This is a genomic window from Methylomusa anaerophila (assembly GCF_003966895.1).
GTDB classification, from domain to species: Bacteria; Bacillota; Negativicutes; order Sporomusales; family Sporomusaceae; genus Methylomusa; species Methylomusa anaerophila.
Genome location: NZ_AP018449.1, coordinates 536,132 through 553,468, shown reverse-complemented (window position 1 = coordinate 553,468; position 17,337 = coordinate 536,132). Strand labels below are relative to the sequence as shown.

General features: G+C 47.5%; 14 protein-coding genes. All 14 read left to right on the top strand.

All coding sequences use genetic code 11. The features are described from left to right. Window positions 1–10: 10 nt before the first annotated feature. Complete coding sequence (locus MAMMFC1_RS02425; RefSeq protein WP_126306167.1) at window positions 11–268, top strand: 4Fe-4S binding protein; 258 nt, start codon at window positions 11–13, stop codon at window positions 266–268. 57 nt (window positions 269–325) lie between these two features. Continuing rightward, window positions 326–1,300, top strand: a complete 975-nt coding sequence (locus tag MAMMFC1_RS02420; protein ID WP_232035625.1) for a polyprenyl synthetase family protein — start codon at window positions 326–328, stop codon at window positions 1,298–1,300. Between the two features lie 111 nt (window positions 1,301–1,411). Further along, entirely contained in the window at window positions 1,412–1,630 is a 219-nt protein-coding gene (locus tag MAMMFC1_RS02415) for a Sec-independent protein translocase subunit TatA/TatB (protein WP_126306165.1), read from the top strand. A 29-nt stretch (window positions 1,631–1,659) separates the two neighbouring features. Then, window positions 1,660–2,460, top strand: a complete 801-nt coding sequence (gene tatC, locus MAMMFC1_RS02410) for a twin-arginine translocase subunit TatC (RefSeq protein WP_232035624.1) — start codon at window positions 1,660–1,662, stop codon at window positions 2,458–2,460. A gap of 81 nt (window positions 2,461–2,541) precedes the next feature. Further along, the gene (locus tag MAMMFC1_RS02405) at window positions 2,542–4,002 is read left to right on the top strand and encodes a menaquinone biosynthesis decarboxylase (RefSeq protein WP_126306163.1); all 1,461 of its coding nucleotides are present in this window, start codon (window positions 2,542–2,544) and stop codon (window positions 4,000–4,002) included. After that, complete coding sequence (locus tag MAMMFC1_RS02400) at window positions 3,995–4,843, top strand: UbiA-like polyprenyltransferase (protein ID WP_126306161.1); 849 nt, start codon at window positions 3,995–3,997, stop codon at window positions 4,841–4,843. Before MAMMFC1_RS02405 ends, MAMMFC1_RS02400 begins: the two co-directional genes overlap by 8 nt. Before the next feature lie 309 nt (window positions 4,844–5,152). Then, window positions 5,153–5,785, top strand: coding sequence for a cyclodeaminase/cyclohydrolase family protein (locus tag MAMMFC1_RS02395; protein WP_126306159.1), 633 nt, complete (start codon window positions 5,153–5,155; stop codon window positions 5,783–5,785). Between the two features lie 277 nt (window positions 5,786–6,062). Further along, window positions 6,063–6,713, top strand: coding sequence for a DUF3786 domain-containing protein (locus tag MAMMFC1_RS02390; RefSeq protein WP_126306157.1), 651 nt, complete (start codon window positions 6,063–6,065; stop codon window positions 6,711–6,713). 117 nt (window positions 6,714–6,830) lie between these two features. Next, window positions 6,831–7,601 (top strand): ATP-binding protein, encoded by a 771-nt coding sequence (locus MAMMFC1_RS02385; protein ID WP_126306155.1) that lies wholly within the window; start codon window positions 6,831–6,833, stop codon window positions 7,599–7,601. A 41-nt stretch (window positions 7,602–7,642) separates the two neighbouring features. Beyond that, window positions 7,643–9,409, top strand: a complete 1,767-nt coding sequence (locus tag MAMMFC1_RS02380; RefSeq protein ID WP_126306153.1) for a formate--tetrahydrofolate ligase — start codon at window positions 7,643–7,645, stop codon at window positions 9,407–9,409. Window positions 9,410–9,635: 226 nt separating this feature from the next. Then, entirely contained in the window at window positions 9,636–11,576 is a 1,941-nt protein-coding gene (cooS, locus tag MAMMFC1_RS02375) for an anaerobic carbon-monoxide dehydrogenase catalytic subunit (protein ID WP_126306151.1), read from the top strand. A gap of 98 nt (window positions 11,577–11,674) precedes the next feature. After that, entirely contained in the window at window positions 11,675–13,804 is a 2,130-nt protein-coding gene (gene acsB, locus MAMMFC1_RS02370) for an acetyl-CoA decarbonylase/synthase complex subunit alpha/beta (RefSeq protein ID WP_126306149.1), read from the top strand. 114 nt (window positions 13,805–13,918) lie between these two features. Next, on the top strand, window positions 13,919–15,265 hold the full coding sequence (gene acsC, locus MAMMFC1_RS02365) for an acetyl-CoA decarbonylase/synthase complex subunit gamma (RefSeq protein WP_126306147.1): 1,347 nt from the start codon (window positions 13,919–13,921) through the stop codon (window positions 15,263–15,265). Between the two features lie 93 nt (window positions 15,266–15,358). Then, window positions 15,359–17,329 (top strand): ASKHA domain-containing protein, encoded by a 1,971-nt coding sequence (locus MAMMFC1_RS02360; RefSeq protein WP_126306145.1) that lies wholly within the window; start codon window positions 15,359–15,361, stop codon window positions 17,327–17,329. Window positions 17,330–17,337 lie beyond the last annotated feature (8 nt).

Below are 17,337 nucleotides of genomic sequence, written 5' to 3'. Positions count from 1 at the left end.
AGGAGAAATAATGGCTAAAGTTAACTGGGAATCGGCAAAATATGACAGCGAGAAAGGCTTCTGGGCTGTTTTCCCCAGTCTGTGTAAAGGCTGCGGACTGTGTATGGAAAAATGTCCTGTTAAATGCATCTCTTGGTCGGAAGAGCTTGGTGTGTATGGTACGCCACGGGTTGAATCAGACATGGATAAATGCATTGTCTGCGGCATTTGTCAAATGATATGTCCTGACTGTGCAATTCGCGTGGAAAAAAACAAGCAAAATTTCTAGACTGCCGCCGGGTTATGGTGTATTATAGAGACAGACTTTGGTGTAGGTGATAATGTAGTGAGCAAATTCCCTAAAAATTTGTTGAAAATTGTTGAACCCGACCTGGCAGCAGTCGAAAAAGAATTGTCTTTAGTAATACAGTCGCCGGTAGATTTGGTTAATGAGATCGGGTTGCATTTGGTTAAGGCGGGAGGTAAACGCTTACGGCCCGCCTTATATCTATTATGCGCCCATAGTGGGCCCAGTGAGAGAAATGAGCTTATTCCGATGGCGGTAGCGCTGGAACTCATACACATGGCTACATTGGTACATGATGATGTAATTGACAATGCCAGCCTGCGACGAGGAAAGCCAACGGCTAATGCCCGCTGGGGCAACCACTCTTCTGTATTAACCGGCGATTACTTATGGGCCAAAGCCTTCTCTGTCGTTGCCACAACTGTGGATGTTAGGAAATTGACAATATTAACACACGTAATATGCTCCATGTGTGAAGGCGAGATCATTCAACTCCAGGAATCCCATAATCCTGACCGGACCGAAGATGACTATCGGCTGAGAGTGTCCCAGAAAACCGCCGATTTTATTGCTGCCTGCTGTACGCTGGGAGCCTTGTCAGCTAATCTTTCCAATAGCGAAATTGCTGCTTTTCAAGAATACGGCTATTCTATTGGTATGGCGTTTCAGATAACCGACGATATTTTAGATTTTGTTGCGTCATCTGAACAGCTGGGCAAGCCGGCCGGCAATGACCTTCGTCAAGGAATTGTAACATTGCCTATTATTTTTGCGCTCCGGCATAGCGTTGACCGTGATGAGCTTCGTGTCTTAATCAAAGATGAAAACATGTCGTATGATAAGGTCAATCGGGGCCTGGATATTGTTCTTGCAACGGGTGCGATTGAATACTGTTATTCAGAAGTTCAAAGATACCTGGAAACAGCCAAGAGCGTCTTGCCGCCTCACATTCCCGCCGGAGTCAGGGAAGCCTTGGTGGCCATTGCCGATTATATTGGTTTCCGGCAGAATTGATGGAGCGGGAAAGATAGTGAAGAGTGAAGAGTAAAGAGTGAAGAGTGAAGAGTGAAGAGTATAAAAGACGTATAATAATAAAGTATATTTTTCAGAAAGGAATGATTTATTATGTTTAGTTTCAGCGCACCGGAATTAATTCTAATATTGGTAATAGCGTTAATTGTATTTGGTCCCGGCAAACTGCCTGAGGTTGGCAAGGCTATTGGCAAGGGGATACAAGAGTTTCGTAAAGCCTCCAGTGAAATAGCCAACCCTAAGGAAGAGCCGGTAAAAGTCCAAGAGAAGGAACAGAAACAAGAAGTGAAGCGCCCGGAAGAAAAGAATTAACTTCCGGGCTACAAAGTGAGGCTGTCTAAATGCTTGAAACCACAAATGAAAAAGAAGCGGATTCTAAAAACAGTATGGACGATGATCCGGCGCTAGACAACCAATATACGGAAGAAACCCAAGAGACTGAGGCAGCAGTAGGCTCTATGTCGTTAATTGATCACCTGCAAGAGTTGAGACGGCGGTTGATCATTATGATTGCAGCGGTTGCTGTTGGAAGCACTGTATCCTATTTTTTTGCTAAGGAATTGGTTCAAGTTATTACCGCTCCAGCGGGAAAATTGTATTACATGAATCCGGCAGAAGCTTTTTTTGCTTATTTGAAAGTTTCCATTTTTGCCGGCCTTTTATTGGCTTTACCCATCGTTATGTATCAGCTATGGGCTTTTATTGTGCCTGCTATGACCAATAATGAACGTAAGGCAGGTATAGTTTTAGTACCGGCATCAATCTTGTTATTTTTTATTGGCTTAACTTTTTCCTACTATTTGGTCTTGCCTGCCGGCCTCAAGTTTTTTATGGGTTTCGCCACGGAAAGTTTGCAGCCGTTGTTTTCCCTGGGAGAATATTTGTCTTTTGTTATTTCCTTTTTACTTCCCTTTGGTTTTATTTTTGAGCTTCCTTTGTTTATCTTGGTATTGGCGAAACTAGGTATTATTAATTCCGTATTTTTGCAATCCAAACGAAAAATGATTTTGGTCCTGTCGTTTGTAATCGGGGCTTTTATATCTCCCACCCCTGACGTATTTTCCCAGACAATGGTAGCTATACCAATGGTTTTACTCTACGAAATCAGTTTATTGGTCGTAAAATATATATTACGTAAATAGCTAGCAGTTCACCGGTGCAATCTGCCGGTGACTTTTTGCTGTACTCGGGAAGTTGATGAAAAATGGAAGGAGAAGAAAATTTTGGCTTATTACGACCTGAGAGAATTTATCAGTGCGCTGGAGGAGCGGGGATGGCTGAAACGTATTCGCCAATCCGTGGACTGTGAACTGGAGATAACGGAAATAACCGACAGAGTGTCGAAAATGAAGGGAGACAAAAATGTCGCTCTTCTTTTTGAGAATGTCAAAGGTTTTGATATTCCCGTACTGATGAATGCCTTCGGCAGCATGGAGAGAATGGCTCTGGCGCTGGGAGTGGAGAGGGTTGACGATATTGCCCGGGAAATCAGAGAAATATTGAAACTGCCATATATATCACTGCAGAATAAACTGGATTTGGTAAAATTGATTCCTACCGCGAAGCGTGCTATTAATTTTCCGAAATACATAAAAAGTGCACCCTGTAAAGAGGTAATTATCAAGGATAAACCCTCTTTGAATAAATTTCCTATCTTAAAGTGCTGGCCGAAAGATGCGGGAAGATTCATTACCTTACCTTTGGTTTTCACCAAAAATCCCCACAACGGTAAACGGAATGTCGGTATGTATCGCCTGCAAGTATTTGATGAACAGACAACAGGCATGCATTGGCATATCCACAAGAACGGGGCGGAAAACTACCGGGCATATCGTGAATTAGGCCATGAGCGCATAGAGGCAGCCGTAGCCATCGGCGGCGATCCGGCCGTTACGTATGCCGCAACAGCACCGTTGCCCAGGGATATTGACGAAATGATTTTCGCCGGTTTCTTGCGGAAAAAATCGGTAGAGATGGTTAAGGGCGAAACGGTAGATATTGAGGTGCCGGCAACTGCCGAAATCATTCTTGAAGGCTATGTGGATATGAGTGAATTCAGGGTGGAGGGACCTTTCGGCGACCATACCGGCTATTATTCTTTGGCTGACAAGTACCCGGTATTTCACATAACTTGTATTACCCATCGTAAAAATCCTATTTATCCGGCTACCATCGTGGGCAAACCACCGATGGAAGACTGCTACCTGGCCAAAGCCACCGAGCGGATTTTTTTGCCTGTATTGCAAATGCATTTACCGGAAATAGTGGACATAAATTTGCCGCTGGCAGGGGTCTTTCACAATTGTGCGGTTGTTTCAATCAAAAAATCTTATCCCCAGCAGGCAAAAAAAGTTATGCACGCCCTCTGGGGTATGGGCCAAATGATGTTTACCAAGATGATTATTATTGTGGATGCTCATGTAAACGTGCAGGATATGGACGAGGTCTGGTGGCGGGTGTTCAACAATATTGACGCGCGGCGTGATATTGTAATGGTGGACGGGCCGTTGGACGTTTTGGATCATTCCTCGCCTTCGCCCAATTGGGGCACAAAGGTAGGCATTGATGCGACTAAGACTTGGCCGGCAGAAGGGCATGCAAGAGAATGGCCGGAAGAAATTTCCATGTCTGAGGATATCCGGAAAATTGTGAACGCCAAATGGAAGGAACTGGGCCTTGAATAAAATTAAAGCGCATGTGGAAAATATAGCCTTGTCGCACTCGGTATTTGCTTTGCCTTTTGCTTATATGGGAGCTTTTTTGGCTGCAAAAGGCATACCCAGCGCTCATGATGCGTTTTGGATAACCTTAGCCATGATTGGCGCCCGGAGTGCGGCATTAGCTCTTAATAACTTCATTGATTTGAAATATGATAAGGTACATCCCCGGTTTACCCATCGCCCCATGGTTACCGGGGCGGTTAAACCGCGGGAAGCTATAGGGTTTATCATTGCCAGTCTGCTGCTTTTTCTAATCGCTGCCGCTAACCTGCATCCCTTATGTTTGCGATTATGGCCGCTGGCGCTGATCCCATTGGTGGTCTATCCTTACATGAAACGCTTTTCCTCGACTTGCCACTTGGTATTGGGTCTTGCGCTGGCGGCGGCTCCGGTTGGCGCCTGGGTTGCCGTTAGAGGAGATATTACTGTGACAGCGGTTATGTTAGGATTGGCGGTAGGAGTCTGGATAGCAGGGTTTGATGTTATTTACGCATGTCAGGATGTGAATTTTGATAAATCCCAAAATTTGCATTCGATACCGGTACGGTTTGGCATAAATGGGGCGCTTATATTTTCCCGGCTGATGCACGGCTTAAGTATTATGGGTTTTCTGCTTGTAGGAATTATGGCCCGGCTTCACTATGTCTATTACGCCGGAGTTGTTCTGGTTACCGCCGTGTTGATTTATCAGCATTCTGTTGTCAGTCCGGGAGATTTAAGTAAAGTGACCCAGACTTACTTTATGCGTAATGGACTTGTCAGTATATTACTGTTATTGTCTTCGGTTGCTTCCTTAATTATTTAAATTATTTAATCCATAAATAGTATGAGAGACGTAGTATAAACAAACTATCTTTAAAGAAACGCTATATAATACTATGTTTTAACAGCATATACACAATATACTGAATAATTTTTTTTGAATAATGAAAAACTAGCAGGATTTTATAAAAAAAAAGCGAATTTTTTCCTACGGAGTTCTACAAAACGTATGTGAAATATGAGAAGTAACAAACCAGCTTCTGTAGACCTGTATAACTGTGTAGCTGTATCTAGCTATATCTATTGTTATTTCCCCAAAAAAAACGGAAGCAGATGGGAGGATAAAGGCTCAATGAGTATGGTGGATAAGTCTTGCTCCGATTTTCTGGAAGTATTGGCTTCCAAGGCTCCGGTACCGGGTGGCGGCGGTGCGGCAGCTCTTGGCGGCGCTATTGGTATGGCTCTTTCCAATATGGTCGGCAATCTGACTGTGGGCAAAAAGAAATATGCCGAAGTTGAGGATGAAGTCAAAGAACTAATCGCCAAAGGGGACAAGGTGATTGCCGAATTGAAAGCTCTTGTGGATGAGGATGCCAAGGTTTTTGAACCTCTTTCCAAGGCTTATGGCTTGCCTAAAGATACTCCGGAACAGATAGCATATAAAGAGCAAGTCCTGGAGAAATGCTCCAAGGATGCCTGTGACGGACCCATGGAAATTATGCGTAAATGTTACGAAGGTATCAAAATTCACGAACGTATGGGCCAGATCGGTACTAATCTGGCTATTTCCGATGTCGGCTGCGGGGTGGTTTTCTTAAAATCCGCGCTGATCAGTGGAATGCTCAATGTGGTGATCAACCTTAATACCATCAAGGACCAGGAATATGTCGGCAGAAACCGGGCGGAAATGGAACGATTACTGGCGGATGGCTCCAAGATTGCCGATGCTACCCTGGAACTGGTTCTAAGCAAACTTAAGAAATAGGATATTAGACTATATTCAGGTCATCAAATGCCTCAAACTGTTTAGAAATCGTCAGATGCTTCCGTTGTATACCTGAAGCTTATTGCAACATAGCAGGCTAAACTCTACCCACTGACATAGCCAGACCGGGTGTGACGACGATTCTGATCGTTAGTGTTATCAACGCGAGTTAACTTGTCGCAGATGACAGCAACGTAGTTGCTGCGGCGATGCAGTTGGCGGTTTCTAAACAGTTTCCCCCCCTTTAAGTGGGTTATATCAAACAGGAGGCTTGTCTATGCAAACTGGTGACACTACCGCCCTAAATTTGCAGAAAGGCTATCAACTGGCTTACGAAAAGGCTTGCGCCGAATTTGCAACAAGAATTGATGCAGAGGAAATTGCCCGGAACAGCGGTACCCGGTTTGACTATGGGAGAAGTACTTTCACAATCCAATATCTTAATGATGTCTATACTGTCAGCTACCTGCAGGGAAAAGTGTCCTATGCTGACAGGGAAGATGAAGTTCCAATCGCGGCAAAAGTTGTTATTATGCATTATCTGCTTACTGCCGGTGGCCAATCGCTGACTAATAAACTGATTTCTTTCAAAGAAATCCCTGGTGGTATGATTTATCTGCAACCGTTTTCCGGTCGGGTACTTGGCGGTTTCAAAGCCGCTTTTGGCAAAAATTCCCACCTGCTTGCGCAGGCTGGACAAAAAGTTGGCGGGCGGGCGGCAAAATTTGGTGATGCGGCTGTTACGCTTGATATTCTGCCGAATCTGCCCATTACTTATGTCATCTGGGAAGGAGACGAGGAGCTGCCGGCCAATGCAACAGCGCTATTCGATTCTACTGCCCAATATTATTTGCCTACGGAAGATTTGGTTGTGGCGGCTGCAGCCGGCGCCAGTCTTTTGAATAAAACGGCTAAAGTTTTGAAATAATTTATTTGACTATTTGAATTATATTGAATATCACAACTTGTTCAAAAGCTTATAAGAAAGTTTGTAGCTTGGGTTGTCAATTAATTTAAGTATTATAGGCGTAAAGGAGGTGAAAAATTGAAAATCGCACTCTCCGGCAAAGGCGGTGTCGGCAAAACATCCATTTCTGCCAGTTTGGCTAAACTGTTTTCCCGCGACGGACATCGCGTTTATGCTGTTGATGCCGATCCTGATGCCAGTTTAGGTCTTGCGCTGGGAATTCCCGATGATATTTTGGCTAAAGTAGTTCCTCTGATTGAGATGCAGGATGTGATTAAGGAAAAAAGCGCCGGTGGCGGTGCTTTCTATTCCCTTAATCCTGAAGTTGATGACGTATTGGATGAGTATTCCATTAGCGTGGGTAACATCAAATTCCTGCGTATGGGAGGCGTAAAACCAGGCGGTTCCGCCTGTTATTGCCGCGAAAACTCATTTCTTTACTCAGTCATAGATTCATTACTGCTCAATAAAGACGATGTAGTGATTTTGGACATGGGTGCCGGTATTGAGCATCTCACCCGTGGCACTTCCAAAGGTGTGGATCTTATGGTTGTCGTTACTGAACCGAGCAAAACCAGTGTTAAAACAGCCCGGGTGGTGATGCAACTGGCTGAAGATCTGGGCATTGAAGTAATAAAAGTAGTCGCTAATAAGATTCGCTCTCCAAAAGAAGAAGCATTTATCACGGAACAGTTTGCTGCTGACGAACTGCTGGGCATGATTCGTTTTGATGACGATCTGCTGGATGTTGCGCTGGGAGAAGGGGAGCAAGACATACTTACCGGAGCCTTTAAAGCGAGCATGGAAGAAATTTATTTGCGCGTCAAAGGCTGGAAAGACAAGAAGTGACGATAAGACAACTCTAAATATTTTGAGGAGGTATGTAGTTTATGGCATGGGATCCTAGAGAATTGAAAGACTGGCAGATTGCCGAACTAGCCGAAGCAGCCGGAGCAATCCCCACAACCGAAAAGTACCAAGAGATGATGGGACTGCAGAAGGATGAAATAATTCCTTATGGTAAAACTCCGAAAGTTGATTTCCTGAAAGTTATTGACCGCCTGAAAGATAAACCGAACGGTAAGTATATTGAGGTGACTGCCATTACTCCCACCCCGCTGGGTGAAGGTAAATCAACCACTTCCCTGGGCATCATGGAAGGTCTTGGCAAGCGTGGAGTAAATGTTGGCGGCGCTCTGCGGCAGCCTTCCGGCGGCCCGACCATGAACGTTAAAGGTACTGCTGCCGGCGGCGGTAACGCGCTATTGATCCCGATGACAGAATTCTCTCTCGGTTTGACTGGTGACATCAACGATATTATGAATGCTCATAACCTGGCCATGGTTGCCCTGAACGCCAGAATGCAACACGAACTCAATTACACCGATGAGGAATTATCCAAGAGGGGCCTGCGGCGACTGGACATTGATCCTAAGAATGTTGAGATGGGCTGGGTTATCGACTTTGCTGCCCAGGGTCTGCGCAATATCCTGATCGGACTTGGCGGCAAAAAAGACGGTTACATGATGCAGTCCAAGTTTGGCATCGCCGTTGGTTCCGAGTTAATGGCCATTTTGGCTGTAGCCAAGGACCTGGCTGATTTGCGCGAGCGCTTCAACCACATCGTTGTTGCCTACGACAAGCAGGGCAAGCCGGTTACCACCGCCGACCTGGATGTCGCCGGCGCTATGGCTGCCTGGATGCGTAATACCGTCAATCCGACTCTGTGCGCCACTGTTGAAGGTCAGCCGTGTTTCGTTCATGCCGGCCCGTTTGCCAATATCGCTATTGGTCAATCCTCCATCATCGCCGACCGCATTGGTTTGAAAACCTTTGATTATCACGTTACCGAGTCCGGCTTCGCTGCCGATATCGGTTTCGAGAAATTCTGGAACGTCAAGGCCCGCCTGAGCGGACTGACGCCGAATGTCTCCATTCTGGTAGCTACTGTTCGCGCGCTCAAAATGCATGGTGGCGGACCTGCCGTAGTACCCGGCCGCCCGCTGCCGGACGAGTACACCAAGGAGAACCTGGGACTTGTCGAGAAAGGCTGCGAAAACCTGGTACACTTGATCAACGTCATCAAGAAGTCCGGCATCAAACCGGTTGTCTGCATCAACTCCTTCTACACCGATACCCCGGCGGAGCATGCCCTGGTGAAGCGGATCGCCGAACAAGCCGGCGCCCGGGCCGCTGTATCCGAGCATTGGCTGAAAGGCGGCGACGGCGCTCTCGATCTGGCCGATGCCGTTATCGACGCCTGCAAGGAAGAAGTCAAATTGCAATTCCTCTATCCGCTGGAAATGCCTTTACGGCAGCGGGTTGAGAAAATCGCCACGGAAATCTACGGCGCCGATGGTGTCGATTGGGCTCCGCTGGCTGAGGAGAAAGCTAAAAAATTCGAGGCTGATCCCAAGTTCGCCGACTTCTCCACCATGATGGTTAAGACTCACCTGTCCCTGTCCCACGAGCCGACCTGGAAAGGCGTGCCGAAGGGCTGGAGACTGCCCATCCGCGACGTTCTGGTTTATGGCGGCGCCAAATTTCTCTGCCCGATGGCCGGCGCTATCAGCCTGATGCCGGGAACCAGCTCTGATCCCGCTTATCGCCGGATCGATGTGGACGTCAATACAGGCAAAGTCAGCGGCTTGTTCTAATAGAAACCAAAGACTTGACGGGAAATATAATATAATTCGATAATTGAATACCATAATCTGGTAATTAAAAATAATCCCAGCGTTTGCAGGTATTCGCCCTTTAAGGGCGAATACCTGTAAATTAGATTTGTGAAAAAAGCAACAAATCCCTTGGTCTGGTACCTCCAGGTACCTTTGGTATACCCAAATGAAATCAACTATGATGAACATAGGGAGGAAAAGAAGCATGTCCGAAAAGGAAAAAAGAACTGTTGACGTTGCCGCGGCTCAAATGCTGGATAAAGCCCAAGAAATTGGCTTTCTGACGACTTTTGACCGGGCCAAAGCCCAAGAGCCCCGTTGTACCTTCGGTAATACAGGTATCTGCTGCCGGATTTGTATCCAAGGCCCGTGCCGTATTCTGCCGAAAAAACCAGGCGGTAACAAAGGTATTTGTGGTGCTGCCGACTATACCATCGTAGCTAGAAATACCGTTCGTTATATCGCCGGCGGTGCATCCGCTCACTCTGACCACGGTCGCCATATCGCTGAAACTCTTCTCCACGTGGCTGAAGGCAAACTGAAAGATTATCAGGTTACCGATCCCGATAAACTTATGAGAGTTGCTAAAAAAATCGGGGTGGAAACAGAAGGCCGCAGCGTAGACGATATTACTAAAGATGTAGCTAACGCTGCTCTTGACGAATTCGGCCGTATGCATGAACAGGATCTGACCTGGATTACCAGTAATTGTATCGACAGCCGTCTTGCCGTTCTCCATAATACTACTATTATGCCGACCAACATTAACCTTAGCATAGCGCAGCTCCTCCACCAGACCCATGTCGGTAACGATGCCGATCCCGTCAACATCATCTTCGGCGGTCTTAAGACTGCTCTGTGCGACTATGACGGTATGGCTCTGGCTACCGACCTTTCCGACATTCTGTTTGGTACCGGTGTGCCTGTGGTAACTGAGGCGAATCTGGGCGCAATCAAAGCCGATAAAGTAAATATCGCCGTTCACGGCCACAACCCGCTTCTGAGTCAGATGGTAGTCAAAGCTGCCCGCGAAATGAACGACGAAGCTAAAGCTGCCGGCGCATCAGGCATCAACATTGTTGGTATCTGCTGCACTGGTAACGAAGTATTGACCCGTGAAGGCGTTGCTATCGCCACCAACTTTGCCACCCAGGAATTGGCCATACTGACCGGCGCTATGGATGCCATGGTTGTTGACGTTCAGTGTATTATGCCCAGCCTGCGTTCCCTGGCCGAGTGCTACCACACCAAAATCGTTACCACCATGCCGATCATGAAGATACCCGGATCCTACCACCTGGCTTTTGATGAGCATCACGCCATTGACAGCGCCAAAGAAATTATCCGCCTGGCTATCGATGCTTACAAAAACCGCGATGCCGCCAAAGTCAGCATTCCTGATGTTAAGAGCACGGTCGTCGCAGGTTTTACGCTTGAATCCCTGCTTAATATCTTCAAGAAAGTAAATCCCGATAACCCCATTCGGGTTTTGATTGACGCCATTGAAGCCGGTGAAATCAAAGGCGTTGCCCTGTTTGCCGGTTGCAACAACTTGAAAGGACCGCATGATTATAATCACCTGACCGTGGCGCAAGAACTGGCTAAGAACGACGTATTCATGGTCGCTACCGGTTGCGCCGCCCAATGCTTTGGCAAAGAAGGCCTGTTAAACGGTGAAGGTGTTCAAAAATACGCCGGCGAAGGTCTCAAGAAGCTTTTTGCCCGCCTGAATGAAAAAGCAGGCTTGACCACGGAACTGCCGCTGGTATTCCATATGGGTTCCTGCGTCGATAACAGCCGCGCCCAAGAACTGGTCACTCTGATGGCCAAGGAAATGGGCCTTGACAATGCCGAGGTCCCATATGTAGCTACCGCGCCGGAAGCAATGTCCGAAAAAGCTATAGCGATCGGTTCCTGGAACGTTGCCCTGGGTAACCCTGTTCATGTTGGCGTTGTTCCTCCCATTGTGGGCAGCACCTTGGTTAATGACATAGTAACCAAGATTGCTGAAGACGTATTTGGCGGGTTCTTTTTCTGGGAAACCGACCCGGTTAAAGCTGCCGGCAAAATGGTAGAAATTCTGGAGGAGCGCAACTGGAAAAACCGCATTCGCGCTAAGGCCCGTCAGGCGAAAGAAGCCCAATAATAACCAATAATAATTAATTAGGCGTCTTGTAATAACGATTATCTACCGAACACTGGTTTTTTAAGAAATTGACTCTACGAGGGAGGACGAAGATCAATATGTCTATCGAGCTTTTCAAAGGCGCCTATGAAGGCGCCGTCACCGCCACCAGTTATGCGGAAATTCTTCTGGCCAAAGCCATTAAAGAATATGGCCCTGACCGCCCGGTTAAATATCCCGACACCGCTTACCGGCTGCCGGTAATCACATCCCTGAGCGGTGAGGAAGTAAATAAAATCGGTGACCTTGCCCCGATACTCAACCGAATCCGTACCACCAACATTAAAGAAGAACTTACTTTTGAAAATGCCAAACTCAACGGCGAAGCCACCCTCTATGCTGCGGAAGTCATTGAAGCCTTGCGCTATGTGAGGGAAGAGAAGCCTGATAAATATCCGTACACCGGCTTTCTGACCGACCCCATTCTTCGTAAGTTCGGCGTGCCGTTGGTTGACTTCACCATTCCCGGCGTTGCCGTTATCCTCGGTAAAGGCAAAGACAGCAAGTCTGTCGCCAAAATGGTAAAAGATCTCCAATCCAAAGGCATTATGCTCATGCTGGCTAACGAAGTCATTGAACAATTAATCGAAGAAGACGCAAAAGTCGGCGTTGACTTCATCACCTTCCCGCTGGGCAACTTTACCCAAGTTATTCACGCCGTTAACTTCGCTTTCCGCGCCGGTCTGGCTTTCGGCGGTATCCCTGCCGGTCAGCGCGAAAAAGCTTTGGACTACCAGGCTCGCCGCGTAAGAGCGTTCGTAATCCAGCTCGGGCCTAACGATATTGTTAAAACCGCAGCTGAATTCGGCGCAATTTTCATGGGCTTCCCGGTTGTTACCGACCAGCCTCTTACCGAAGAAATTCCTGACTGGTATCAATACGAGCCGGATTATGAAAAAATTCCCAAGCTTGGTTTGGAACTGCGCGGCATTAAACTCAAAATCGTTGATATTCCCGTACCCATTACCATCGGTCCTGCTTTCGAAGGCGAGACCATCCGCAAAAAAGACGCTCACGTTGAATTCGGCGGCGGCCGTTCCACCAGTTTCGAACTTGTCCGCATGGTGGACGCCGAAGAGTTGGAAGACGGCAAAATCGAAGTTATTGGGCCGGAAATCGACGAGATGCCGGAAGGCAGCATCTACCCGCTGGGTATGATGGTTGACATCTTCGGCCGTAAGATGCAGGAAGACTTCGAAGGCGTGCTTGAGCGCCGCGTTCACTACAACATTAACTATGGCGAAGGTTTATGGCACGTCGCCCAGCGGGATATGTGCTGGGTGCGTATCAGCAAGGGCGCCAAGGCTGCCGGCTTTAAGATCAGAGACTTCGGTGAAATTCTTATTGCCAAGTATAAATCCGATTATCCGGCCATCGTTGACCGGGTGCAAGTTACTCTTATTACCGACCAAGCTGTTATTGAGGAAAAAATCAAAATTGCCCGCGAAAGATACAAGGCCCGCGATCTTCGTCTCAAAGGCCTCACTGACGAATCTGTTGACGTGTTCTACTCTTGCTTACTCTGCCAGTCCTTCGCTCCCAACCACGTTTGTATCGTATCCCCTGAGCGCGTAGGTCTGTGCGGCGCCGTATCCTGGCTTGACGCCAAAGCGTCCAATGAAATCACGCCGACCGGTCCAAACCAGCCAATCCCTAAAGGGGAATGCCTTGACGAAGTTAAGGGTATGTGGGCGAGCATGAATGAATTCGTATACAACGGTTCTAACCGTACCATCGAGGAAGTAAATCTCTATACCCTAATGGACCGCCCCATGACTTCCTGCGGATGCTTCGAAGCCATTATGGCGATACTACCCTTGTGTAACGGCGTTATGATAACCACCCGGGAACATTCCGGCGATACTCCCTGCGGTATGACCTTCTCAACTCTGGCCGGCACCTGTGGTGGCGGCACGCAAACTCCCGGTTTCATGGGCATTGGCCGCCGTTATCTCATCAGCTCCAAGTTTATTCCTGCTGACGGTGGCCTTGGCCGTGTCGTCTGGATGCCAAAAGAGCTGAAAGAGCACTTAGGTCAGGAACTGGTCGAAGCGGCTGTAGCGGCTGGCTTGGGTGAAGATTTCGTCAGCAAAATCGCTGACGAAACGGTTGGTATTACTGAGGAAGAAATTCTGCCGTTCCTGGAAGAAAAACAACATCCGGCCCTTACAATGGATCCGTTGATGTAATAACCACTTTGATGAATGCGGGACATATCCGTACAAAAAATAATATAGTTGCGGGTATATCCCCGTTCTTATATAATTTTTAAAAGTTTTTTTAATATGAAAGGAGTAGAGAAAATGGCATTAACAGGTTTGGATATTTTCAAACAACTGCCCAAAACAAACTGTAAAGACTGTGGATCACCCACCTGCCTGGCTTTCGCTATGGCGTTAGCTAACGGAAAAGCTTCTCTTGATCAGTGCCCGCACGTATCCGAGGCGGCAAAAGAAAATTTGGGTGCTGCTTCCGCACCGCCTGTGCGTACTGTTAAAGTTGGCGTAGGCGAGCAGGAAATCGTAATGGGTGATGAAACTGTTTTATTCCGTCACGACAAAACCTTCTATCATGAAACTGCCGTTGCTGTCCAAGTATCAGATACCCTGTCTGGCGCCGAACTGGACGCCAAGATTGAAAAAATCAACGGTCTGGTCTTGGAACGGGTTGGTCAGAAAGTTGCTATCAACCTCGTTGCTATTACCAATTGTTCCGGTAACGCCGCTACCTTCAAAGCTGCTGTTGAAGCAGTCGCCGCTAAAGCTCAATTCGCGCTGCTGCTGGTAAGCGAAGATGTGGCTGCTCTCGAAGCCGCTCTGCCGGCAGTTGCTGCCAAAAAGCCGCTTATCTATGCCGCTACTGCTGAAAACTGGGAAAAAGTCGTAGCTCTGGCTAAAGCTAATAACGTCCCTGTAGTAGTTAAAGGCAATGGCCTTGATGACACTGCCGCTTTAGTTGAAAAAGTTGCTGCTCAATACAAAGAACTGGTGATCGACTTCGGCAGCCGTCAACAAGCTAAAACCCTGGCTGAACATGTTAATGCCCGTCGTTTGGCCATCAAGAAAAAATTCCGTCCCTTCGGTTATCCGATGCTCGCTTGGACTAGCGCTACCGATCCCAAAGAAGAAATTCTGGAAGCTACCACTTATGTTGCTAAATATGCCAGCATAGTTGTTGTAAAGGCTGATGAAAAACATCACCTTCTCCCGCTGTTTGCCTGGAGAATGAACATCTACACCGACCCGCAAAAACCGATGGCTGTTAAAGCTACAATCTATGAAATCGGTGAAGTTACTCCTGATTCCCCTGTATATATTTGCACTAACTTTGCGCTTACCTACTTCGCTGTTGAAGGTGAAGTTTCCGCCAGCAAGATCCCCGGCTATATCGTGGCTGTTGATACTGACGGCGCTTCCGTTCTTACCGCTTGGGCTGCCGGCAAATTCGTTGCCGAGCCGATTTATGAATTCGTTAAGGACTGCGGCGTTCTTGATAAAGTTAATCATAACTCCATCGTTATCCCGGGTCATGTTGCAATCATCAGCGGCAAACTGAAAGAAAAATCCGGTTATGACGTAATTGTCGGACCGCAAGAAGCCGCTGGTATCCCGGCATTCGCTAAAGCCCGTTATCCCCAACTTATGAAATAGTTTAAGAGAAGTTGCTTTCAGCTTGCGTTGCACTGATCGCGAATTTAGCAGAAATTAACAGCCTTGATTGCAAAATCAGGAGGGTACAACACAATGGATACACGTTCCGTAACATTTCTTCCCGCAGGAGTTAAAGTAGCAGTTGAACCAGGTATCGATCTGTTGACGGCCGCGGGCAAGGCCAATATTGAAATTAAAGCACCTTGCGGCGGTGACGGCACTTGCGGAAAATGTGCTGTTATCATAAAAAGCGGTAAGGCGAAAGCGCGGCGCGAAAGTTATTTGGCGACGCGTTTAGCGGAAAAAGGGCTGAATTTGGCTTGCCAAAGTCTGGTTGAGGACGAGGATCTGGTTGTTGAAATCCCTAAGATATCAGCCATGGGCAAACATCAAGTGCTGGTTGAGAATGTTGCGCTGGGGGAGGGTGTTTCGGATGCCTTGCGGGAGTACCTGCTAAACGTTTGGCAATTGAAAGATCTCTTTAAGCAAAAGCACGAAGATCCCTTACACGGGTATCCGCTTAACCCGCTATGTCGTTGGGTACAATTGACAATGCCTGCTGCCAGTCTCCAAGACAATCGGGATGACCTGAGCCGACTTGTTTTGTCCCTGCGGAAAGAAACCAAGTGTACGGATATAAATATCCCGCTTTCTCTCCTGCGCAAATTGGGTGATACTATAAGGGTAGAAAACTTTAAAATATCTATATTGCTGTCTGAGGTTGGTGGCAAAGCTGAAGTCATTGCAATTGAACCCGGCCACCGTCATCAGCCTCTGTACGGCATCGCAGTCGATATTGGGACTACCACTGTAGTAGCGTATCTGTTGGACCTCCGTAAAGGTACTATTGTTGATACCGCAGGTACTCACAATCGTCAGGCTCGCTTCGGTGATGATGTAATCAGCCGTATTGTTTATGCTGTTGACGAACCCGACGGCATGAAGGATGTTCACCAGAGTATTATTGACACCATTAATACATTAATTCAGGATTTGTTAGTTAAGCAGCGCAAGATTAACGAAGCCGATATCCGGGTAATGATGACTGCCGGCAACACCACTATGGCGCATCTGTTTTTGGGAATCAATCCCCAATATATCCGCTTGGAGCCCTATATTCCAACCGCGAACTTTTTCCCGGTTGTTAAGGCGCAGGAACTGGGAATCAGGGTTCACCCCGACGCGCCGGTATTCTGTTTCCCGGCAGTGGCCAGTTACGTGGGTGGGGATATTGTTTCCGGCACTCTCTTCACCGCCATGGGGAAAGCAGATGCGCAGGTATCCTTACTGATTGATATCGGTACAAATGGTGAGATGGTACTGGGAGCAGGTGATTGGCTGGTCACATGTTCTTGCTCGGCCGGCCCCGCATTTGAGGGTTCAGGGATTACTTTTGGCATGCGGGCCATGCACGGTGCCATTGAGCATATGCAAATTAACCCGGAAACGTACGAAGTATCTTACGCGACCATCAATAACGGCAGACCGCTGGGAATATGCGGCACAGGATTAATTGACGGTTTGGCTAAACTGCGCCGAACCGGAATTATTGACCGGGCCGGAAAATTTCAGACGCACCTGCCGACCCCGCGCATGAGGATTGGCGAGGTCGGGCCTGAGTTCGTTCTGGTTTGGGCCGCCGATACCGAGATTGACCGGGATATTGTAATCAGCGAAGCCGATGTGAAGAATTTGCTTAGAGCCAAGGGTGCCGTATTTGCCGGCATTCGAACCTTGCTTAACGTAGTCGGGTTTGAATTTGGTTCTATTGAAACTGTCTACGTGGCCGGCGGTTTCGGCAACTACCTTAATATACCTGATGCTATCGCCATCGGATTATTGCCTGATTTGCCGGTGGAAAAATACAAGTTCATCGGCAACAGTTCAGCCAAAGGGGCCTGTATGGCGCTGCTGTCGGCTGAGGCTTGGGCTGAGGCTCAGGATGTGGCGGGTAAGATGACTTATATTGAATTGTCAGTGGGCAATATGTTTATGGATGAATTTATCTCATCACTGTTTATTCCACACACTGATTTGACCTTATTTCCCAATGTCGATCTCTAGGGTTGGGT

Bases quoted from the DNA above. Each gene is read 5' to 3' on its own strand.
- MAMMFC1_RS02415 (WP_126306165.1), top strand. From the start codon at position 1,412: ATGTTTAGTTTCAGCGCACCGGAATTAATTCTAATATTGGTAATAGCG.
- cooS (WP_126306151.1), top strand. From the start codon at position 9,636: ATGTCCGAAAAGGAAAAAAGAACTGTTGACGTTGCCGCGGCTCAAATG.
- MAMMFC1_RS02390 (WP_126306157.1), top strand. From the start codon at position 6,063: ATGCAAACTGGTGACACTACCGCCCTAAATTTGCAGAAAGGCTATCAA.
- MAMMFC1_RS02360 (WP_126306145.1), top strand. From the start codon at position 15,359: ATGGATACACGTTCCGTAACATTTCTTCCCGCAGGAGTTAAAGTAGCA.
- MAMMFC1_RS02380 (WP_126306153.1), top strand. From the start codon at position 7,643: ATGGCATGGGATCCTAGAGAATTGAAAGACTGGCAGATTGCCGAACTA.
- acsB (WP_126306149.1), top strand. From the start codon at position 11,675: ATGTCTATCGAGCTTTTCAAAGGCGCCTATGAAGGCGCCGTCACCGCC.
- tatC (WP_232035624.1), top strand. From the start codon at position 1,660: ATGCTTGAAACCACAAATGAAAAAGAAGCGGATTCTAAAAACAGTATG.
- acsC (WP_126306147.1), top strand. From the start codon at position 13,919: ATGGCATTAACAGGTTTGGATATTTTCAAACAACTGCCCAAAACAAAC.
- MAMMFC1_RS02425 (WP_126306167.1), top strand. From the start codon at position 11: ATGGCTAAAGTTAACTGGGAATCGGCAAAATATGACAGCGAGAAAGGC.
- MAMMFC1_RS02395 (WP_126306159.1), top strand. From the start codon at position 5,153: ATGAGTATGGTGGATAAGTCTTGCTCCGATTTTCTGGAAGTATTGGCT.